The 22,322-nt window shown below is 47.7% G+C and carries 19 protein-coding genes and 3 tRNA genes; all 22 read right to left on the reverse strand.

Annotation, left to right across the window (positions count from 1 at the left end; genetic code table 11):
- Window positions 1-74: 74 nt before the first annotated feature.
- Window positions 75-2,564, reverse strand: a complete 2,490-nt coding sequence (gene spoIIE, locus KVG29_RS11835) for a stage II sporulation protein E (RefSeq protein WP_252228643.1) — start codon at window positions 2,562-2,564, stop codon at window positions 75-77.
- 338 nt (window positions 2,565-2,902) lie between these two features.
- Window positions 2,903-2,978, reverse strand: a tRNA-Val gene (locus tag KVG29_RS11840).
- A 25-nt stretch (window positions 2,979-3,003) separates the two neighbouring features.
- Window positions 3,004-3,080, reverse strand: a tRNA-Met gene (locus KVG29_RS11845).
- A gap of 42 nt (window positions 3,081-3,122) precedes the next feature.
- Window positions 3,123-3,199 (reverse strand) — tRNA-Met (locus KVG29_RS11850).
- A gap of 189 nt (window positions 3,200-3,388) precedes the next feature.
- A complete protein-coding gene (locus tag KVG29_RS11855) occupies window positions 3,389-3,745 on the reverse strand; it encodes a S1 RNA-binding domain-containing protein (protein WP_252228644.1) in 357 nt (118 codons plus the stop codon).
- A 24-nt stretch (window positions 3,746-3,769) separates the two neighbouring features.
- Window positions 3,770-4,057, reverse strand: a complete 288-nt coding sequence (locus KVG29_RS11860) for an FtsB family cell division protein (protein WP_252228645.1) — start codon at window positions 4,055-4,057, stop codon at window positions 3,770-3,772.
- A 110-nt stretch (window positions 4,058-4,167) separates the two neighbouring features.
- Entirely contained in the window at window positions 4,168-4,575 is a 408-nt protein-coding gene (gene yabQ / locus KVG29_RS11865; protein WP_252228646.1) for a spore cortex biosynthesis protein YabQ, read from the reverse strand.
- Between the two features lie 17 nt (window positions 4,576-4,592).
- Entirely contained in the window at window positions 4,593-4,895 is a 303-nt protein-coding gene (gene yabP / locus KVG29_RS11870; protein ID WP_242948346.1) for a sporulation protein YabP, read from the reverse strand.
- A 102-nt stretch (window positions 4,896-4,997) separates the two neighbouring features.
- Window positions 4,998-5,999 (reverse strand): SpoIID/LytB domain-containing protein, encoded by a 1,002-nt coding sequence (locus KVG29_RS11875; RefSeq protein ID WP_252228647.1) that lies wholly within the window; start codon window positions 5,997-5,999, stop codon window positions 4,998-5,000.
- A gap of 101 nt (window positions 6,000-6,100) precedes the next feature.
- Window positions 6,101-6,340, reverse strand: a complete 240-nt coding sequence (locus KVG29_RS11880; RefSeq protein ID WP_252228648.1) for an RNA-binding S4 domain-containing protein — start codon at window positions 6,338-6,340, stop codon at window positions 6,101-6,103.
- 227 nt (window positions 6,341-6,567) lie between these two features.
- Window positions 6,568-6,864, reverse strand: a complete 297-nt coding sequence (locus KVG29_RS11885; protein WP_338084649.1) for an HU family DNA-binding protein — start codon at window positions 6,862-6,864, stop codon at window positions 6,568-6,570.
- Between the two features lie 142 nt (window positions 6,865-7,006).
- The gene (gene yabN, locus KVG29_RS11890; protein WP_252228649.1) at window positions 7,007-8,464 is read right to left on the reverse strand and encodes a bifunctional methyltransferase/pyrophosphohydrolase YabN; all 1,458 of its coding nucleotides are present in this window, start codon (window positions 8,462-8,464) and stop codon (window positions 7,007-7,009) included.
- A 96-nt stretch (window positions 8,465-8,560) separates the two neighbouring features.
- Window positions 8,561-10,003 (reverse strand): RtcB family protein, encoded by a 1,443-nt coding sequence (locus KVG29_RS11895; RefSeq protein WP_252228650.1) that lies wholly within the window; start codon window positions 10,001-10,003, stop codon window positions 8,561-8,563.
- A 170-nt stretch (window positions 10,004-10,173) separates the two neighbouring features.
- Complete coding sequence (locus tag KVG29_RS11900) at window positions 10,174-11,820, reverse strand: putative polysaccharide biosynthesis protein (protein WP_252228651.1); 1,647 nt, start codon at window positions 11,818-11,820, stop codon at window positions 10,174-10,176.
- Between the two features lie 214 nt (window positions 11,821-12,034).
- Complete coding sequence (gene spoVT / locus KVG29_RS11905) at window positions 12,035-12,592, reverse strand: stage V sporulation protein T (protein ID WP_338084648.1); 558 nt, start codon at window positions 12,590-12,592, stop codon at window positions 12,035-12,037.
- A 116-nt stretch (window positions 12,593-12,708) separates the two neighbouring features.
- Entirely contained in the window at window positions 12,709-13,872 is a 1,164-nt protein-coding gene (locus tag KVG29_RS11910) for a peptidylprolyl isomerase (protein ID WP_252228653.1), read from the reverse strand.
- A gap of 42 nt (window positions 13,873-13,914) precedes the next feature.
- Entirely contained in the window at window positions 13,915-17,439 is a 3,525-nt protein-coding gene (gene mfd / locus KVG29_RS11915; protein ID WP_252228654.1) for a transcription-repair coupling factor, read from the reverse strand.
- 42 nt (window positions 17,440-17,481) lie between these two features.
- Window positions 17,482-18,042, reverse strand: coding sequence for an aminoacyl-tRNA hydrolase (gene pth / locus KVG29_RS11920; protein ID WP_252228655.1), 561 nt, complete (start codon window positions 18,040-18,042; stop codon window positions 17,482-17,484).
- Window positions 18,043-18,068: 26 nt separating this feature from the next.
- Window positions 18,069-19,022 (reverse strand): ribose-phosphate diphosphokinase, encoded by a 954-nt coding sequence (locus KVG29_RS11925; RefSeq protein ID WP_252228656.1) that lies wholly within the window; start codon window positions 19,020-19,022, stop codon window positions 18,069-18,071.
- Between the two features lie 245 nt (window positions 19,023-19,267).
- Window positions 19,268-20,665: a bifunctional UDP-N-acetylglucosamine diphosphorylase/glucosamine-1-phosphate N-acetyltransferase GlmU gene (glmU, locus tag KVG29_RS11930; protein WP_252228657.1), complete on the reverse strand. Its 1,398-nt coding sequence runs from the start codon at window positions 20,663-20,665 to the stop codon at window positions 19,268-19,270.
- Window positions 20,666-20,870: 205 nt separating this feature from the next.
- The gene (spoVG, locus tag KVG29_RS11935; protein ID WP_252228658.1) at window positions 20,871-21,131 is read right to left on the reverse strand and encodes a septation regulator SpoVG; all 261 of its coding nucleotides are present in this window, start codon (window positions 21,129-21,131) and stop codon (window positions 20,871-20,873) included.
- Window positions 21,132-21,227: 96 nt separating this feature from the next.
- Window positions 21,228-22,037 (reverse strand): pur operon repressor, encoded by an 810-nt coding sequence (purR, locus tag KVG29_RS11940; RefSeq protein WP_252228659.1) that lies wholly within the window; start codon window positions 22,035-22,037, stop codon window positions 21,228-21,230.
- Window positions 22,038-22,322: the final 285 nt, after the last annotated feature.

Below are 22,322 nucleotides of genomic sequence, written 5' to 3' on the forward strand. Positions count from 1 at the left end.
CTTACGCTCGAAAATCTCCACCCTTTCCTTGACAACATAAGGTTTTACATTTTAAACAGTAAAAATTTGGATATCTATATCATACTTTCCTTTAAAAAAGTGTTGCATTTAATATTGCAATTTAGAGAAAAATACGGTTTCCATATGCGGCTCACCATCACGGTCATGTCATCCCGTGCAATCCCGTCAGCCTGCTTTAATGCCTCATTCATTATATGGTCGGCCAGCTCCTGGGGATTGCAGCTATCCAGCTTTGAAATCACATCGACCATCCATTCCTCTGGGTTAATCTGCGCATCCACACTATCTAGAACCCCATCAGTCACCATCACAATCATGTCCCCATCTTCAAGTGCCTCCTTCACGCTTTCGGCCTGAATATCCTCCAAGATCCCCATGGGCAAGGCTGGCGCCTTTATCACCTTTACGCCATCCTTTTTTTTGATAAACGTGGACACCGCTCCGATTTTGATAAAATCAGCGTTTCCCGTCACCAGGTCTATCACGCACAGGTCTGCAGTGGCAAATATCTCATCCCTGGAGCGGAGTATCAATACGGAATTTATGGTCTGAATGGTCATATTGAGGTCAAATCCGGCCTCCAAAAAATTCTCCAGCAACGAAACCACTATGCTGCTCTCGGCATCAGCCCTGCTGCCCGACCCCATTCCGTCGCTTAAAATCAACAGGTATTTTCCTTCACCGATAGGAATGGATGAGTAGTTATCGCCGCACACATCGGCATACTCCCTGGCTTTTCTGGCAATTCCGGTCATCACCTTATACCTTTGAGCCTCAACAAACTTAAGGATACACTCTTGCTGTGAGCAAATCCTGCCCTCATCACTTTTGCACGACATGGGTTTTCTCAACACTTCCCCTATAACCTTTTCGATAACCCGCATACACTCCCTTCGTCCACCACACGACTTTTTGGCGATGTTCACTTCCATTCTTCCATCGGCTTTTTCTGTCACCGTAACATTTTTTACGCGTATACCCTTTTTGTCCAGCTCCAGCAGTATGGCCTCTTCTAGATCCTTTTTGAAGCGTATATCTATATCAAGCTCCTGCGCCAGCCGGGTTACCACCTTGGATACCCCTTCGAGCTGCTGCGCCACCAGGCTCCTGCACTCATCTATCTTTTGCTGCCACCTGTAATTAAACCTATAGGCCTCATAAACCTCGTTCATGGCCCTTATAACCTCGTCCACGCGAAGACAGGCTTTACAGAAATCTTCGGATAAGTCCTCCTTTCGTATGTTCCCCTTGGTTTCGGCTATGCTTATCAGGTCAAACATGTTGTTGTATGTGGCATAGAAATTCCGTTGCCAGCAGTTTCGATAAAACGTACACCCGGTACACACCTCGCTTGCCACTACATCTAGCATCCTGTTTATACCTTCCCTCCCCCTTATCACATCGGACTGAGAGATCTGTGAAAATGCCTGCGCAAGATTATGAAACACCTGTGAAAACTCTTCCAGCCTGCTTATGGTAAGCTCCTTCAGTTTGGATGTATACCTGTTTCCCTCTCTAATACGGCTCAGCCCGGCATCCCAAATTTGCCTCATGTATTCAATCGCCCTGCGTGAAACGAGAAGCAGTATGCAGCTCGATACAGCGATTTCTTTAAAAGGCAATATGGTCACAGTTGAACGATTGATATAAAAAGTCATAAAGGCATTGGACAAGATAAACGCCAGGCTGGATCCGGCTCTTCCCAAATCTTTAAAAGCCCCTGCCATCATTCCGCACACAGTGAAAACTCCTATAAGTTCAACAGCCGGTTGAGTGGCCATGGAAAGAAACAGCCCAACAAGGCACCCTATGGCCGCCCCCATCCCTGCACCGCCTATATAGGCAAACAGCAATACCAGCACAATTGCGAATACGTTACGAAAAGCCAAGCCAAAAAGCCTAATCTCCCAAAACCCCACTGTCAACAACGCCAGAAAAACGGCAATGCCAATCGCTTCATGGTTAGCCAGCACGCGGCGGGACCTTATATTAATGAGTAAATCCATAACCGGGCTGAATACATAAACCATGACCAACCCGATAATGCTTTCCAGTCCAGCAAGAATCAAATCATAAAACAGCATTCCCTGAAGATAGGCATATGTGATATTTACCAGCATAAGCGCAAAGCTTGCAGCCAAAGCGGCATGCAGTACACTCCATTCCTTTCGCCTTACAAAGGGAATCTGGCTGTAAACGAAAAGCAGACAAGCTGTCAATGTATATTTCAGCACGAAAGCATGCACGCCGCGGCTTAAAAGCCCCAATATGACCGTGACTAAATATACAGCCGCGTTTTTCTTTCTGGGTATCACGCTGGCAAACAGCGCCACCCCAAAGGGTGCCACTTCATCGAATATGACAGCTCGTCCCATTAAAAAGCACAACATGCAGACTAATAGCTCATAAATTGCTTGTTTCCAGCGTATTGATGGGACAACCATGCGCCTGATAGCCTGTCCACTAAGCCCCTGGTAAGAGTATGCTCCCCTCTGCATGACCCACCACACCACCTGCTCTACATTTTTTGATGCGCTATCCAATGAAGCACACTCATTATACCAGAGCCTGGACAAATATTTTGTCAATATTAGGAAATGAATTTTGGAAACTTTACGACATAAACCTTAAAAAAAGCGAAAAAGCTGCAGACATCCCAAAATATCTGCAGCTTTCTCTAAATGATCCCGCAATGCTGTTTAACTCTGCTTCCCGAAAAAAGCGCTGTTGAGCCTGCCTACAGGAGAATAAGCCGTCTTGACAGCAACGTCGCCAAAATTCTAAAGAATCCCTCCCCCCTGAGTTCCAGGGAGTTTTTGAGGTAAATATCAGCTGGATGGCAATAAAAAACCTCCGAGGAAACCTCGGAGTGCTCAAACATTGGTGGGCGCAATAGGACTCGAACCTATGACCCCTTGCTTGTAAGGCAAGTGCTCTCCCAGCTGAGCTATACGCCCGTAAGAAATTAATCCTTTATAACAATGGTGGCGGCGAACGGATTCGAACCGCTGACCCTTCGGGTATGAACCGAATGCTCTAGCCAACTGAGCTACGCCGCCGCACTATCAAACAGACTTTTTTCATCTTTATAAAGATAAAACTGGTTGCGGGGGAGGGATTTGAACCCTCGACCTTCGGGTTATGAGCCCGACGAGCTACCTGACTGCTCCACCCCGCGACGTCCGAGCCTTCTTTGATGTTCCCTTCTCCCTAACGGCAAGTTATATTCTATAATAAAATCTTTTTTAAGTCAATACCCTTTTTCGCTTTGATGTTCCGAGTGTTATAACCAGCTTAAAATGCACCATTTAATAGAGAACCCTATCTCATTCTCATATGGAGTTTCCTTTAAAATATCTTCTCGTTTTCAGCCCCTTCCACGCCAATGTCCCCCGCCGCGCTTTGCCTCCCGGTTTCTCTTTATATCCTGCAGCTTTTCCTCGCTCTCCTTCATAAACTTGGCCAGTCGCTCCTCAAACGTCATTTCTTTCTCCCGGGCCCTGCGTATTGACAGGTTTATCCTGCCCCTCTCATCTATCGACAAAACCTTCACCATCACCCTGTCATCTTGCTTCAGGTATTGGTGTATGTCTTTCACATAGGTGTCGGCAATTTCGGAGATGTGCACCATGCCGGTCTGGCCATCGGGCAGCACTATAAACGCCCCGAATCTGGTAATACCCGATACTCTGCCTTCAACAATTTGTCCTACCTCAACAGGCATACAGAAATGGTTTCCTCCTCTTTATCAGTTCTGTTTTTCAATAAATTTTATCTCTCCCTTTTTTACCCACCCAAAGCGCTCCCTGGCCGCCTTCTCAATATACTCCTCCGATTTTGTATATTCGATCTGGCGCTCCAGCTCGGCGTTGTACTCCTCGACCTGCTGTATCTGCTGCCTCAAGTGCTCCATCTGCGCATGCTGCTCCCGTATCTTCAATTCCTGCTGAATAAAAGTAAAAATGAAATAGCCGACTACCAGCACTGCAATCATCAGTTTGGCTCTGGGCTTTAGCACATACCTGCGCCTTGCCATTCAATCACCTTCTCAAAACGAAAACTGCTCTCATTCATCACAAGCCAAATACAAAAACAAGTTTGGCCTTTTATATTATTATTCGACGCTCAACATAAAAATCCTCTTTTTCATGCCTTGATTTTGCCGTTAATTTTATTAAAAAAATTAAGCAAGGCGCGAAAAGGCCAGGACACAAATCTAATGGCGCACTTAAAGCCCTTTTCCATGGCTCTGTATGCAAGGCTTAACGCTTTTACCACCCAGGAACTTATTGTCAACAGGTACAGGCTCCACCCCATTGCTAGTCCAATAAAATTGTAAAACCTTACTTCCCCATCGTTGGCGTACAACAGCGCCATAAATACGATGGCCGCTACAATGAGCCAAAAAAGCAGGTCCATTATGCCCACAACCCACGGCCTGGGTTTAAATATCCTGCGAATCACCCTATTGAAATCGTAGATGAAGCCGACGATCATTCCCGTATAAACTGTGGCCAGAAAGACGTATGCCTGGTTGGCTGTCGACATAAGCATACAATATGCACCCTTTTTTACCTGAATAATCTGCTGAAAAAGCCAGAACCTTTTCCACCCAGCCCGTCGTGATCGCTGTACTGCAAGGCTATGATTTCCCCTTCGACTATGAGCTGTCCCTCCTCCAGGTTCAACTTGTTTATATGGAGATCTTGACCGTGAAGGGTAATATAGCCCATATCGGTTACCAATACCACCGTTGCCTCGTCAAAGCTATCCACATCAATTACCCCTGTTATGGTCACCTTTTCGCGGTTCTCCATAAGCACGCTGTGGCTCCTGCTTCTTACAGCCTTTTTATCATCCATCTCTCTAATCATTCCATTCCCCCCTGATACAATACCCTTACTTGATTATATGACCACTCCTTTCATGGTATGCATACAAAAGCCCGGCTTTATATTGCCGGGCTTAACAGAGCTTCAAGGCCACAGCTTCACGATTTGAACCCCTTTGAAGTAATGCTTAATGATGTCCTCGGCCTTTTTTCCCTGTTTGGCCATGTTATAAGCGCCCCACTGGGACATGCCCACGCCATGTCCATAGCCCCTACCTCTGAATATTACGCGGTCGCCCTCCAGCCGCACCTCATCCAGCAGCGTTGACTTCATCTTGGTACTGCCCAGCGCAATGCGTAGGTCAGGTGCCGAAACCGGCATGGAATCCAGCATGATTTCCATGGCACGCCCCGACGGTCCTCTCTTACCTATCTTGATACTGGAAAAATCCTCTATCTGTTTGCCCATCTGCTGAACAGCCCGTATGACCTCCTGCTTTGAAAATTCAGCAACCCAGTTCCTTTCATCAGGCGGAATAAGCGAAGAATCATCGGGAGAGTCGACGGCTTGTATGTAAGGGGGGTTACCTTCCTTGTAGGCCAGGCCCTCTACCGCCGTTGCCGTCTTGCCTCCGGCATTGGAATGGAACCAGGCATTCACATAATCCCCGTCATATACCATTACCTGACCTCTGGTCTCGTTTACCGCCCTCCTTATTCGGTCGTTGACGGCCTCCTTGTTCCATGCTTGGGCTTCTTCAATATCGGTTGAAATATGGGCATTGCCGTATTTGGATTGACCTTTGTCCTTTATGAATTTGAGCACAAAGGTCCTGGCAATAATGGCTTGGGCCTTGATGGCCTCCATCGGCCAATCGTTCTTTATTTCACCTCCCACAACCCCGGCCACATATTCTTCAAACGGCATCTCCTGTACCCTGCCTTCTTCCTTTATATATACCTTAAGGCGCGGCTCCTGCCCATTAGGGCTTCCCAAAGCTTGGGGAATGGCCGGCTTTTTCGCGGGCTGCTCAGGGGTTGGAGCTGGTGGCTCAGTCCTCCTCACCCTTGCACACCCTGATACGATTAAGACAAATACCACAGGGACAATCAAAAACCTGCTCCATTTCGACTTTACTGCGCTCATCCGTATACCTCCTGTAATCCTCGGCTCTGCTTCATCGTTTAAGATTTCAATGTCTAGTATTTACTTAAATCCAGGAGGTAATACTACAAAATCGATGGAATTTACAGCTCTCTGTACATCTTTGAGGCTTCTCCCTTGGCAACATGTTCGGACACCGATAGCACTTCAAAACGCCGTATATGCTCACCAAACTGTATCTCTATTACATCGCCCACCTTTACCTCTGTACTGGGCTTGGCCACCTTGCCGTTTATGAGAACCCTTCCCTGGCTGCACGCCTCATTGGCCACCGTCCTCCTCTTTATAATCCTGGACACCTTTAAAAACTTGTCTATCCGCACGCCTTTACCCCCTCCAAATAAGCCCAAATTTTCAAGACCAGTATACAATTCTTCCGGTGCCTTTTCAATTGAATTTTTGAAACAACGCTTATAACAGCATGATGAACAGGAGAAGCATATTTTTTGTCTGCGGCTCTCTATAAGGCTAAACTACATAGGGCACAGCAAAATCCAAAAATTATAAAAACCGGGATTATCACCCGGTTTTTATAATTTGAGTTTTTAACTTATTGAACAGCATCCTTCAAAGCCTTGCCAGCTTTGAACACAGGGGCCTTAGAGGCGGGAATGATGATCTCCTCTTTGGTCTGAGGATTTCTGCCCTTCCTCTCTGCCCTTTCGCGAACTTCGAAGGTACCAAAACCGACGAGCTGTACCTTTTCATTCCTGGCCAATGCTTCAGTAATTACGGAAATCAGAGCATTAATAGCGCTTTCAGCTTCTTTTTTTGTCAGCTCGCTTCTCTCTGCTACAGCAGCAATCAACTCAGCTTTATTCATATACGAACCCTCCTTGAAATAAATTCTTATAGCATATTCGCTATTTTTTTTCAAATTCCTCCTTGTTGCCAAATAATTTTTGAAATTTTTACATATTTTTCGCCTAGTTTTTCTAGAGGAATCTCGGTAATATCATTACCATATTTTTCTTAAATTATACATGTTTTTATTTTAAAAATAGCTTCTTTGCTTGATTCCACAGCTTATCCATCTCTTCCAGCGTCATCTCCTGCAAAGGACGCCTGGCGTTCTTTTCTATGTATTCAAAACGGGTTATGAACTTCTCGATGGTGTTCTTCAATGCCAGTTCTGGATCCACTTTTAAAAACCTTGCGACATTGACTGCCGCAAACAGCAAATCTCCTATTTCCTCCCGGATTTTTTGCTCATCACCTCCTCTATATATCTCCTTTAACTCTGTCAGTTCCTCTTCCAGCTTTTGCATAGCACCTTCCACGCTCTCCCAGTCAAAACCCACCAAAGCCGCTTTTTCCTGCACCTTGTAGCTCCTTATAAGAGCGGGGAGGATGCTGGGTATATCGCGCAAAACCTGGGTATGGGTTGCAAAGCCTTTCTCATGCCTTTTCAGGTCTTCCCAGTTAGCCACTACCTGCTGTGCATTCTCGGCTACAGCATCCCCAAATATATGAGTATGCCGTTGTATCATCTTTTGACATATCCCGGTAATCACATCGAATATATCAAATGCTCCTCGCTCCCTTGCGATCTGGCTGTGGAACACCACTTGTAAGAGCACATCGCCCAGCTCCTCTAGCAGCTTGTCCTCATCCTGCTTATCGATGCTCTCTATCACCTCATAAGCCTCTTCTATGAGATAGCGTTTAAGGGTTTCATGCGTCTGTTCCCTGTCCCATGGACACCCTTCAGGCGAACGGAGTATTTCCATAATTTGTTTTAGGTGATTCATATCAAAGGACTCCAGCCGCTCAAACTTAACGGGCGGAAGATACAGGCAGGTGGTGTGGTCATAGTGCTGTTGCCTATCTAACTGATACAGCGGCACAGCCCTGTACTCCAACCCCTTGTCCTGGGTTTGCCAGCTTACAAACACCTCCAGGTTATGAGGATAAAAGCGCAGCAACAACAATTTCACCTCTGACGCTACCAAAGCGTCGTACATATTGATAACCACCGTTGCCAGGCGCACATTTATTAAGTCCTCGGTCATCTCGGGAGCGCTCAATATCTTTAGCCCCTCTATGCCGGCCTGTTGAATCAGAGCGAGCAGCGCATCGGCACCGCTTATTCCTGGTATAATATCAATGTCATATCTCTCCCTGTCAAGCCGTCTTAAAAGCTCAAACGTAAGCCTTTCACCTATAAGGGGATGACCTGGGACCCCCACTGCCACTTCGCCCTTTTGCGACATATCCATGACCCGTTTTACCATAGCTTCATAAACGCGGTCAAAATCTTCACAGTTTTGGTAAATATCGTCCATGGAAGTATATTCTATCCCCTGTGCCTTCAAAAAGGGGACAAGCCCATGTATTTCCGTCCTTAAAACCACGCTGGGTGCTTGGCGTAAAGCCTTTAAAGCCCCTAGGGTAAGGCCATCCTCGCTGCCCAGCCCCAATCCCACAACCGTAACCTTATGTTTCATTCCTTAAAGCCCTCCTGTGTAAAACGCACTATATATAATACATCTTACCACGACGTTATGCAACCCATAATATATCCTAAAGGACCAACATCAATGTCAATCCGCACCCTTTACAACCGCTAGCGGTACCAGCCGCGCAACTGGTATCGTAACGCCCCGCTTAACCAGCACGTCCACCACTTCTTCCACATCTTTATATGCCAGAGGGGACTCGTCCACAATATCCTTATATGACCCGGCATTATATATAACATCCCCCATGGCCCTTTCAAACTCCTGCTTTGTAATCGACTTTGCCTTGGTCCTCGATAGCCTGCGCCCAGCACCGTGGTTCACCGAAAAGAAGCTCTCTGTCAGCTCACCCGTTCCAACGACAACGTAAGAGCCGGTACCCATGCTACCGGGGACCAAAGCGGGATGCCCCGTTTGCATATATCTGGTTGGATTTTGATTGTGGCCCGCAGGCAAAGCCCTTGTGGCACCCTTCCTGTGCACCAGAAGGTCCCTGCCGCCATGCCGCTCCCACTTTGCGATGTTGTGAGCAACGTCATAGACCAGCTTAAACCCCATGGACTCAGCTGGCTTTTTCAGAACATCTTCAAAAGCCTTAACCACATCGCACATGATTATCTGCCTGTTTGAAAAGGCAAAATTGACGGCAGCCGCCATGGCCTTATAGTAACTCTTTCCCTCTTTGGAATCTATGGGCGCTGCGGCAAGGCCCTTTTCCGGCACCTCAATGCCGTACTTTTTAGCCGCTTCCCACAAAATCTTGGTATAATCGGTGGCGATTTGATGTCCAAACCCGCGGCTCCCCGTATGGATCATGACAGCTACCTGGCCCTCGAACAGGCCAAATGCCTCTGCCAGGTCCTCATCCAGGATACGGTCCACCCGCTGAATCTCTATGAAATGGTTTCCCCCGCCCAGCGTGCCCAGCTGTTCCTCTCCTCTCTCCTGGGCCTCTTTGGACACAGCAGAAATATCGGCACCTGCCAGCCTTCCGCCATCTTCAATATAGGCTAAATCTTCCCTTCCTCCAAATCCTGCTTCGATTACAGCTTCAACACCATTGTGCACAACGTCATCGAAAATCCGGCGGGTAATGCCCTTGTGCTTCCCCTTTTTACCTATACCCGTGGGAACATAATGTTCGATCCTCTCTATCAGCTTGTACAAAGTTTCTTTGCTCAAATCACGGGCCTCAAGGTCAGTCCTTAAAAGCCTTACGCCACAGTTGATGTCATACCCCACAGCGCCTGCAGAAATGACCCCATGCCTCTCTATGGCCATGACTCCTCCGATGGGCAGCCCAAACCCCTCATGAATATCAGGCATTCCTATGACCGGTTCCACCACGCCAGGCAGCATAGCGGCATTGACAAGCTGCCTCAATGACTGGTCCTCATGCAAAAGGCTCCGCAAGGCATCGTTCACATACACTACAGCATCTACTCTCATCTTCCCAAATTTGGGTATGCGCCATCTGTTGACCCCATCCCTGACCAGAGTATAACCCTGTATTACTTCGATGTCCATGTTATTGCCATCCGCCTTTCCCTGTATAACCCATTACAAAATCGAATCCCCGTCTATAATGATAATAAACCATTTGAATATTTTGAAGCAGTTTTTAGCACAGATTTTCAAGTTTCATAGTCAATTTGATTTCGTTTAATACGAGGGACAACAGGCTATAGAAGAATTTTTCACCGGAATATCCTGAGCTGATACAGCACCCTCCCCAGCTTATCTCCGCCCGGCAAAAATCTGAAGTCGTTTTCCTTTATGATACCCATAACCAAAAGTGCCAGGCCGTATACCAGGATGCCAGCAATAATTGACAGCGTGGTGGCAAGAGTTAACCCCACAACGCTCTCCAGCACTTTATAGAGTACAGAAACAGCAGTTGCCATTATACCTACAGCGACAATTGGCTTTAAGACAAAATCAGTAAAAGGTATAAAAGCATTGGTATACCTTATCACGGCAGAGAAATCCAGCAGTGAAGCGATGGCATAGCATACTACAGTGCCAACAGCCGCTCCCAGTACATTTATCTGGGGTATTCCCACCAAGGTATACGTGGTCACCACTTTAAACAGCGCTCCTACAGCAAGGTTTTTGACCGGCACAGCCGCCCGGTTAACGCCCTGCAGGATCCCCGTCAAACTCTGGATGAGGGTGAGAAATACCACGCCAAATGATAATACGCTTAAAAGGTTGCCGGCCAACACCGCCTGGCTATCGTCCAAAGCCCTATAAAGCAGACGAATGATTGGATGTGCCAGGACCGACATCCCCACGCCTGCCGGCAAGCCCACCAACAGAGTTAAGCGTATGGCCACCGCTGCCTTATGCGCCACCGCCTTTCGATGGCCCAGCGCACAGGACTCAGAAATCGAAGGCACTATGCTCATGGCCAAAGCCACCGTCAAGATGGCAGGAAAATTGATGAGGGGGTTTGCATACGCCGTCAGCAACCCATACAGGCTGGTAGCCTCCTCAACCGTATATGAAGCCGCCGTACCGGCTCCTCCTATGCTCATAAGGCGGTTTACCACAATCATACCGTCTATTAAGCCCACTAGCGGCATAAGAGAGGCCCCTATAGTTACTGGTACAGCAATGTTTGCCAATTTCTTTATTATCTCGTGCACTGGTTCGCCATAGCAAATCCCAAGATTTTCCTTTACCGCTTTTCTCCTTATTTCTTCTCCCAAATCCTCCTTTTTTCGCCTATATATGCCCAGCAGTAAGATCAAAGCCGCTATCTCACCTAAGGTAACCCCCAAGACGGCACCTGCCGCCCCAAATTCAATCCCTCTGCCTACGAAAAGCCATGCCAGCAATAAACCCATGAACAGCTTGCCGCTTTGCTCCACAATCTGAGACAGGGCAGTAGGGCTCATCATCTGCATACCCTGAAAATACCCTCTAAAGGCCGAAAGCACCGACACGAAAAACAGGCCCGGGGCAATGGCCAGTATAGAATATACGGCTTTGGGATTGCCCAGGGCTATGGATATCGTGCCGCCGAAGGCCATTAACAGGGTAGATGTCATTATACCAAGGCACGCCAAAAACGTTAGAGAGACCCTGAAAACCCTGTAAGCGCCGGAATAGTTGCCATACGCCATCCTTTCGGAAACCATCTTTGAGATGGCCACGGGCAACCCCGCCGATGATATGACCAACAGGAAAGAATATATGGGATAGGCCATCTGGTACAGACCCATCCCTTCAGCGCCTATTATGTATGTAAGGGGTATTCGAAATATCGCCCCCAGCACTTTGGCCAGCAGCCCTGCAAAGGCCAGCACGGCTGCTCCTTCAATAAAAGACCTTTTCCTCACAAAAATCCTCCTCACCGAGTTTAAAATAAATATAGCGGCAGGCATTTCATAATCATCCAAACGTCATCTATTTAATATAAGCCTCCGCCGGCGGTAAACCCCACAAGCATCATCTTCCGACTAAAATATTATATTAATTCTCTTTTGTCTTACAATACAGAAAAAATAAAAAAGGCACTGAGATTACTCAATGCCTTTTTCTCCTATCCATTTGCTATTGTTCCATTTGCTTCCCTATGAATGCCGCCGCAGCTTGGGCTATCTTCAACTCAGTATCTCCCATGGTGACATTGGGTTCCTTGGATAACAATATGACTGCTCCAATGGATTCCCCTCCTGACACTATGGGGACGATCACCTGAGCGGTATACTCTGTTTGACCACCTTCCTTCTCCAACAGAGGATAGATAATATCCTTATTGGCACGATTGGCCAACACCATCTTTTTCTCATTTATGATACGTTCCAAATCCTCGCTGATTTTCTCTTTTTTAAAACGAGCTTGAGGAATACCCGCAACAGCCACAATGACATCCTTATCTGCCACACAAGCAGTATGCCCCAGGATCTTGTGCAGAGACTCCACATACTCGTCGGCGAAATCGCTTAGGTCCTCTATAGGAGAATATTTCTTCAAAATTACTTCCCCTTCTTCATCGGTGTAAATCTCCAGGGGGTCACCTTCGCGTATCCGCAAGGTACGACGAATTTCCTTGGGGATCACTACTCTGCCCAGCTCATCAATTCGCCTTACTATCCCCGTTGCTTTCACACACATCCCTCCTTAATCTGTATCAATTTACAAAACCATCCTTGCATTCATATTATTTTACTGTTTATGCGCTTTTATTCATCTCGATCTCGGAGGGACTCAAAAATTCCGTTTAATTACAATCGGTTCTCGTATTTTTTAATTTTAGCTTCCTTCTTCCACTCCTCAAGCAAAGCATTCCATTTCTCATTGCGCTTATCGTCCAGCACTACCGCTTTTATCTCTTCCTTTTTCTCCTCAAGGGTAAAAACCTTCTCAGGCAGCTTCTCATAGAGCTTTATGATGTGATACCCAAGGGGAGAACCAATGGGTTGGGATATCTCTCCTTCACCGAGCTTCAGGGCCGTCTGTTCTACCTCCTCAGCAAACAGACCGCTTCCCCTGTATATCACATAGCCATCCTCTTTGTTAGCAACACTTTTATCCTCGCTGTAGGCCTCAATGAGTGCTTCAAAGCTCTCCCCTGCCTTCGCCTTATCATACACCTCCCGGGCCCTGGGCTCAATTGCCTTAAGCTTCTCATCCAAATACTTTTTGGCTTCCTCTTGCTTGCCCTGTTGAACTAAATCGTAATACCCATCCCGCTCCTCCGAAGAAAGCGGAATTAAGATATGCTTTACCCTTACCCAACCTGCAGGGCGATAAAGCTGCACAGGAGCTGTTTCTACAAGGCTGGGGTCTTTCTTCTGCCTATTCAGCTGCTCGTTGTAATACTGCTGGATATCTTGCTCGGTAACCTCCACATCCTCAAGCATCTTCTCTGTAAACTTCTCCAGCATTATATCCTCGGCTCGCCTCCGAATGTATTCTTCTTCCGTGAGCCCTGCATCGCTCAGCTGTTGTTGCCATTCATTTCTGGCTTCCTGAAGGTAATCCTTTTCCTGTTGAGACTCTTTCCCTTCAGATTGGGCCCGCTGTTTTAATGCCTCGGCGTAGCTTTTGAGCTGCTCTTCCAGCTCCTTGCGAGCCTCCTGTATATATTCTTCATTTACCGTAAAACCGGCCTGCTTAGCTCTTTTTTGCAGCACCCTTCGGGTTATGAGCTGCTCTAGCACATCTTTCTTGATTTCCTTTATTGTACCCTTATACTGCGCGTCTTTTTCAATTTCTTCAGTGATGCCGTAATAAGCCTTTTGCTGGTTATAGGCATCCAGGAACTCTCCCTTGAGTATCTTCTCACCATAAACCTCGGCTACAACCCGCTGTCTGTCCTTTTCAGGCACCACTTCAACCAGGGTGCAGCCCGTTACGCCCAGTATGAATATCACCACAATGAACATCGCACAATATTTCCCAAAGTGTTTCATACCTTTTTCACCCTTTCAATTCAAATAATCTACAAGCTTTTCCACAGCATCTTTAGCCGCCTGCAAAGCCGCATTGGGCGATGAATCCTTCAGCCTTACCGTCAGTACCGGCACAGGCGTAGAAGCAAAATCTATCTGCCTTCGATTTTCATTTAAAATCACCATGAGCTTGTTTGGAGGTATGGCCTTCGCATCTACCAGCCTCATCTTCACCTCCTTACCTCGATGGGCGATTTCAGCAATACGCATCCTTTTAGCAAGGGCTTTTACATATGCCACATCGATCAAATTTTGCACAGATGGCGGTATATCTCCAAACCTGTCCACCAGCTCCTCTTCCACATCCATCTTGTCTTGAGGTCCTTCAATGGCAGCAATCTTCTTATAAACCTCGATCTTATGATTTTCGTCCGGGATATAATCCTCTTCAATGTAAGCGTTAACCTTTATGTCTATAATGGTCTCTACGGGTTGAGGCAGCTTTTCTCCCTTCATAGTGCGTATAGCTTCCTCCAGCAGTTTACAATACAGGTCATATCCCACCGCTGCCATATGGCCGTGTTGCTCCGGCCCCAGCAGGTTACCGACCCCGCGTATTTCAAGGTCCCTCATGGCAATCTTAAATCCCGCGCCAAACTCGGTGAACTCCTTTATGGCCTGAAGCCTTTTTTCAGCCTGCTCGGATATTATCTTATCCTTCCGATAGGTAAAATAAGCATAAGCTAGACGATTGGAACGGCCTACCCGTCCCCTGAGCTGGTACAGTTGTGCCAGGCCAAAACAGTCGGCATCGTATACGATAATGGTGTTCACATTGGGTATATCCAGCCCATTTTCTATGATGGAGGAGCACAGCAGCACGTCAAACCTGTTTTCGTAAAAATCCATCATGACCTTCTCCAGCAGGTTTTCGCTCATCTGGCCGTGCGCCATGGCGATTTTAGCCTCGGGCACCAGCTTCCTGAGCTCCTGTAACATCCAATCCATGCTCTTTACCCTGTTGTATACAAAATACACCTGTCCACCTCTCTGCAGCTCCCGCAAAATGGCATCTCGAATGAGGGGTTCACTGTACTCCACTACATACGTCTGAACAGGATACCTGTCCTCGGGCGGCGTCTCAATAATGCTTATGTCTCTGATGCCCATCAAGGACATATGCAGGGTACGTGGAATTGGAGTGGCTGTAAGCGTCAAGACATCCACGTTCTTCTTTATGTCTTTGATCATCTCCTTGTGTGCAACCCCAAACCGCTGTTCTTCGTCGATTATGAGAAGGCCCAAATCCTTGAACTTTACATCTTTTCCCAGCAATCGGTGAGTGCCTATTATTACATCGATATTCCCTTCCTTCAGCGCTTTCAATATTGCTTTTTGCTCGGCTGGCGTTTTAAAACGGCTCAATACCTGTATGGTAAACGGGAAAGCCTCAAACCGCTTGACAAAGGTGTTGTAGTGCTGCTGGGCCAGTATGGTAGTGGGAACCAGCACAGCCACCTGCTTGCCATCCATAACGGCTTTGAATGCCGCCCGTATGGCCACCTCGGTCTTTCCATAGCCTACATCGCCACATATCAATCGATCCATCACCTTGGATGACTCCATATCCCGCTTGACATCCTCTATAGCCTGAAGTTGATCGGGCGTCTCCTGGTATGGAAACAGGGCCTCAAACTGTTTCTGCCATTCGGTGTCAGGCGAAAATCGGTGTCCCTGCACCGACTGCCTTATAGCGTACAATTTTACCAGGTCTATTGCAAGCTTTTGTACCGATTGGCGTACCCTGTTCTTGGTCCGCTGCCATTCGGCACCTCCCAGTTTTGATAACTTTGGCGGCTCATCTCCCATCCCAATGTAAGGCTGAATGAGGTCCAGCTGATCGGTGGGAACATACAGCTTATCGGTACCAGCGTATTTTATATACAGGTAGTCTTTCTTTTGACCGTCTACAACCAGAGTCTTTATCCCCAGATACTTCCCTATACCGTGGTTTTCATGGACCACGTAGTCGCCAACCTTCAAATCCATAAAACTCTCAAGTTTTCTGGCTTTTTTCCTGGGCTGAACACGCCGCCTTTGAACCCCATAAATTTCCCTGTCGCTTATGACGACAAATCGCGCATCGAGGTATTCAAATCCATGGCTTAAAATACCAGGCGCCACAACCACCTGGCCCGGCTGAAATTCCCCTTCCATATTCTGTACAGATAGGGACTGGATGCCATGCTCCCTCAAAAAAGCCGCAATCCCCTCCCTCCTGGCCTGACTGTCTAGAAGAAACAAGACGTAATACCCCTTTTTCAGCCACAGCTCTATATCCTCGGCCAGCAGCTGCAGCTTGCCATGATATGAAGGAATGATCCTGACGGCAAAACTATGAGCCGCTCTCGGTTCAAAATCAGGATGAGGTGTAGGCAATATCTGGAGCATCAAACAGGCATGCCCAGATAGTTTCCTTAAAAACTCTGAATAGTCCAAAATAAGCTCGGACTGCCGGGGCAAAACCTCAAATCTTTGCAGCAACTCTTTGAAGTGCTCCTGAAACTCGTTGAAGTATCCCTGGCAGCGTTCCCTGATCCTGGCAGGCTCATCCAGCACTATCAATGTCGAAGCATACAAATAATCGAATACGGTGGCCCGTTCGGGATAAAAAAAAGAAAAATACCGCTCCAGCGAGCCGTCACATACCCCTTCATCCAGGGCATTCAAAACGCGTTCTATTTTTTCTTTCAAAGAAGCGCTGATATTCCTACGCCCGGCCTTGCTTGAAAATTCGCTGTAGCTCCTGCTTATATTATCCTTACCGCGTGCAAGCGAATCAGCGGTTAAAACCAATTCGCTGGCTGGAGAAATTATCGCTTCAGAGCAGTTCTCGATGGACCTCTGTGACAGCACATCAAATGTGCGAATGGAATCCACCTCATCATCAAAAAATTCTATCCTGTATGGGTCATCGGCCGTCAAAGGAAAAATATCCAGTATACCCCCTCTTATGCTGAACTGCCCCTTCCCCTCAACGGCAGACACGCGTTCATAACCCATCTGCACCAGCCTGCTGGCAATCCGGGTAAGGGATAAAACATCGCCAGTCTTTATAGTCAGGATGTTGTCTTTAAAGATTTGCGGAGGGGTCTGCAAGGACATCAGCGCCTCAATCGAGGCCACAACTATGACATCTTTTTCCAGCAAAAGCTTTTCCAGCACACCAACTCGCCGTTGAGTAATCTCCAGGCTTCGAGCAGCCACATCATACAGCAGCATTTCCCTCTCGGGCAAATACACGACCTTGCCGGGATAAAAAAACGAGAGGTCCTCATATATTCTCCTTGCCTGGACATCGCCACTGGTTATATACAGGCAGTTGCGCTCCAATGGGTACAGCACGCTGGCCAGCATATGGCATTTTTGGGATTCCCCCAATCCCAAAAATGCCACAGGGCCGGCGCCCCTCATGACCGACTCCTTGATGGTACCAAACGCTTCCCATCTGGTCATGGGCTCCAGCCAAATCGGAGTCATCCTACCACCAACTTTGTCCACTGGTTTGTATTACACACCGCTTTCCATTGAAGCTGCTTTTTTCTAGCCATTACACCTGCTCATTGCCTCCTGTATACCCCTAGTGAGTATAAGTTCCACCCCTTTTACCGCCCTCTCGCAGGCGGCCAGAAAAACAGGGAGCTCCTCCTCTTTGAAAGGAGATAATACGTAATCGGCTAGGTCCTGTCCCGGAGGGGGCGCACCTATGCCTATACGAATGCGGGGAAAATCCTCCGTCTGAAGCTGATACACGATGGAGCGCATGCCGTTATGGGTACCGGCGCTCCCCGAAGGGCGTATACGCACCTTCCCCAGTTTCAAGTCGATGTCGTCATAGATCACTATCAAGTTGGAAGGTTCTATCTTGTAACCGCAGACCAAATCCAGTACACTCAACCCGCTTGAATTCATGTAAGTCTGTGGCTTGGCCAGCACCACCCTTTGGCCTCCAATGACGCCTTCTCCAATGACCGCCTTGTATTTTATATCCTTCAAAGGTATTCCATATGCACGGGAAAGCATATCAATTACTATAAATCCTGCATTGTGCCTTGTACCCACATACTCATCTCCTGGATTGCCCAGTCCTGTTATGACATACACGGCAGCTCCTCACCTTGCTCTCAATCTCATTCAAAGAGCGGGCTGACCGAGATATCCTCGTATATCCTGTCAATCGCCTCCGCAAAGAGCGGCGCCACCGACAGGATCTTGATCTTGTCAATGCGCTTTTCGGGGGGCAACGGGACGGTATTGGTTATTACGAGCTCTCTTATGGGAGAATTTTTGACCCTTTCCACCCCCGGCCCTGACAGAACGCCGTGGGTACAGCAGGCATATATCTCGGTGGCTCCCCGATCAACCAGCGCCAGAGCTGCCTGCGTCAGCGTCCCCGCCGTATCGACCAGGTCATCGATCAAGATGGCCTTCTTACCCTTGACATTGCCTATGACGTTCATGACCTCGGCCACATTGGCTCTGGGACGCCGCTTATCCACAATGGCCAACGACGAATTCAAGCGATTGGCAAAGCTTCTGGCCCTGGTCACGCTGCCCACATCGGGAGACACCACCACCACATCCTCACCTTCAAGCCCCCGCTCTATGAAATACTGGGCAAGGATGGGCATCCCCAGCAGGTGATCCAATGGGATGTTGAAGAATCCCTGTATCTGTGGCGCGTGCAGGTCCATGGTAAGCACGCGATTGGCACCTGCGCTGGTGATCAAATCGGCCACCAGCTTTGCTGTAATGGGATCCCTGGCCTTGGCCTTGCGGTCCTGCCTGGCATAGCCATAATATGGGATTACCGCAGTAATGCGTCCAGCCGAAGCCCTCTTAAAAGCATCTATCATTATCAACAATTCCATCAAGTTGTCGTTTACCGGATGGCATATGGACTGAATGACGAAAACGTCAGCACCTCTGACCGTCTCGTATATATTGACGCAGATCTCTCCATCGCTGAACGTGCCAACCTCCGCATTCCCCATGGGAACTCCCAGATATCGCGCAATTTCCCTAGCCAATTCGGGATTCGAATTGCCTGTAAAGATTTTGATGCCCGTTCCATGGGTAATCATCTACAGACTTCCCCTTTCTTATGTGTTTTTGTTCTCTTCAGCGCAAGTTAATTATCGCGCGCCTATGGCGGCGGTGCATCATTGTTGTGCCAAAGTTGATGCTGACAATAGCCTAATCGCCACCTGTAAAGGTGGTGACTCAGTAAGAATCTCAGGCATACCCAAGACAACTATTTTAAGTTGCGTTTCCATAGCAACTACGGTTTCCTTCGGCCCATTGCCGATAAAATCATTTTCGCGCAAGGCTACGCATGGGATTGCGTATCCTGCATCTTCTGCCGCCGCCTTTCCACCCAGCCCTCCTTATTTATTTGACGCTCCCTGGCAATAGCCAACGCCTTACCGGGCACGTCCTCGGTAATAGTGGATCCAGCAGCTATATAGGCTTCCTGCCCTACCCTCACCGGCGCCACAAGGTTGACGTTGCAGCCTATAAAGGCCTTATCCTCTACCACTGTCCTGTGCTTCTTGACCCCGTCGTAGTTGACAAACACCACTCCGCACCCTAAGTTGACGCCCTTCCCGACCTCCGCATCTCCCACGTATGTCAGGTGAGAAATCTTGGTCTCATCACCTATGGTGGAGTTCTTTATCTCAACAAAATCGCCTATACGCACGCCATTCCCTATGACGCTGCCCGGGCGAAGATAGGCATATGGCCCCACCGTCGTTGCATCGCCAATGCGGCTATCCAAAACCACCGATGCCTGTAGCTGAACCCCATTTCCGATGACCGAGTTCACTATGCGGTTGTTCGGGTACAGCACACAATCCTCACCAATAATTGTACTACCTTCCAGCACATTGCCGGGATACACCACCGTATCGCACCCGATTACCACATCAGGACCGATATAGGTGTGTTCCGGATCTATTATGGTCACCCCTCTGTCTATATGGGACCTGTTGATCCTCAAGCGCATCTTTCTATCCACTTCAGCCAGTTGTGCCCTGGTATTGATTCCCAATACCTCATCAGCATCCTGCGCCACCAAAACCCCTACTTTGACGCCGTGGCGCTTCATGACCTCGATCACATCAGTTAAATAATATTCCCCCTGAGAATTGCGATTATCTAGCCTCTCAAGGCTGGAGAACAAAAGCTGAACATCGAAACAGTAGATCGACGAGTTGACCTCCCTTATCCGCCGCTGTTCTTCAGTGGCATCTCTATGCTCCACTATCCTTTCCAGGTCTCCGTCATCATCGCGTACTATCCGTCCATAACCGGTGGGGTCATCTACAACCGCAGAGAGGACTACGGCACCATACCCTCCCTGCACGGCATGCTGCACCATCTGCTGAAGGGTGCATCCACGAATCAAAGGTGCATCGCCTGCCAGTATGACGACATAGCCTTCCGCGTCCTTCAGCACAGGCTGAGCCATCATCACGGCGTGTCCAGTACCCAGCAGCTGAGGCTGGTAAGCATATCTTACCCTCTCCCCGAGATACTGCTTGACCTCCTCGGCTCTGTGCCCCACCACCACAACCGGCAAGTCGCCGGATACCTCGGAAGCGGCCCGTACCACATACTCAATTATCGGATATCCACAGACCTGATGCAACACCTTGGGCCTTTTGGATTTCATCCTGGTGCCTTCGCCGGCAGCCAGAATAATAGAAAAAATGCGCTTTTCCATTCCCGTATTCCCCTTTGCCCTATAAGTTTTAGAACACCACCGCTATTATATCATAATGCAAGAACGCTGTCATTCGTCCATACATCATTATAAATATTTGGAAGGCGGTGATTTCCCTAATGACCGTTTCCCACAATTCGATTATAGTCTACAAAAAACAGCCAAAAACAAGCTTTAAAGGAGAGGCTATGCTCTCCTTTAAAGCTTATTCGTCGCTCATTTCATTGTATTTTTCCAAAATGAGCGTCTGAAGCTGTGTCCGTGTTTCGGAATTGATGGGATGGGCAATATCGCGATATTCCCCATCAGGGGTTTTCCGGCTGGGCATGGCAATGAACATTCCGCTTTGTCCTTCAATTACCTTGATGTCGTGTACCACGAATGCATCATCGAAGGTAACCGATGCCACTGCCTTCATTCGCCCTTCACCCTTGATCTTCCGAACGCGAACATCGGTCACGTTCATTCTAGCTCACCACCTTCCAGTTGATAAAACAATAATTGCTTAAGGATATTAATTCGCCAAAGAAACCTATACTCCTTCTTAAATTTTATAAAAATTTTATAAGGCCGGTCGTGCCACCACCTTTCGGCTTGCCTCGTCCACTTCTTTGAGCTGGATGAGCGCAACGTATTTGTCTATCATCTTCTGTTTGGGCTGCTCGGTGGCAATCATGACTCCTACGCCCACTATATCGACATTGAACTCCTTGAGCAGGTCCACCATACCTCTGGCCGTACCTCCACCCCTCATGAAGTCGTCAATGATTAAAGCCCGCTGTCCCTCCTTGACTGCTCTCTTGGCAAGCGACATAGTCTGAATCCTCTTGGAAGAAGCAGAGACGTAGTTTATGGTAACCACCGAACCTTCGGTCACCTCGTTATCCCTTCGAGCCACTACCACTGGGCAGTTGAGCGCCCTTGCCGTCATCATTGCGATGGGAATACCCTTGGTTTCCACCGTAATGACAAAGTCAGGATTGGCTTCATAGAACCGGGAAGCCATGATTTCCCCCACCTGCTGCACTATATGTGGCGTAAACAAAAGGTCGGCTATATACAAAAACCCGCCGGGCAAAATGCGCTCGGGCTCAGACAGCTTATTGCACAGGTCCTGTATAAAATTCGAGACGTACTCCTCGTCGGGCTGGGGTACGTATTTAATTCCTCCTGCAGCCCCTACCACCGTCTCCAAATTGCCGAGATTAAAAGCTTTTAAAGCACGGCGCAACGCCATAACGTCTTCGCTTACGGTGGATTTTGCCACACCAAATAATTCTCCAAAGTAATTCAGAGTGTGGATCTGATTGGGCCGATCGGTTAAAATCTTCGTCATAACGCCAATTCTCTCGCTCCTGCTGAATTTGTTCATACCCCATCTCCTTTTAAATTGAATTATAACCCAAAATCAAGCCTTCGTTGTAATAGATTATATCACAAATGAGATAAAATACTGAATATTTTTTTGCATTTTATTTAATTAGTTCAAGGACGCATGCCTTTTTATTTGAGCCTGCTCATAAAAATTTATTTCTAAATTGCAATATTAAATGCAACACTTTTTTAAAGGAAAGTATGATATAGATATCCAAATTTTTACTGTTTAAAATGTAAAACCTTATGTTGTCAAGGAAAGGGTGGAGATTTTCGAGCGTAA

Source organism: Caldicoprobacter algeriensis, from assembly GCF_023838525.1.
Taxonomy (GTDB): Bacteria; Bacillota; Clostridia; order Caldicoprobacterales; family Caldicoprobacteraceae; genus Caldicoprobacter; species Caldicoprobacter algeriensis.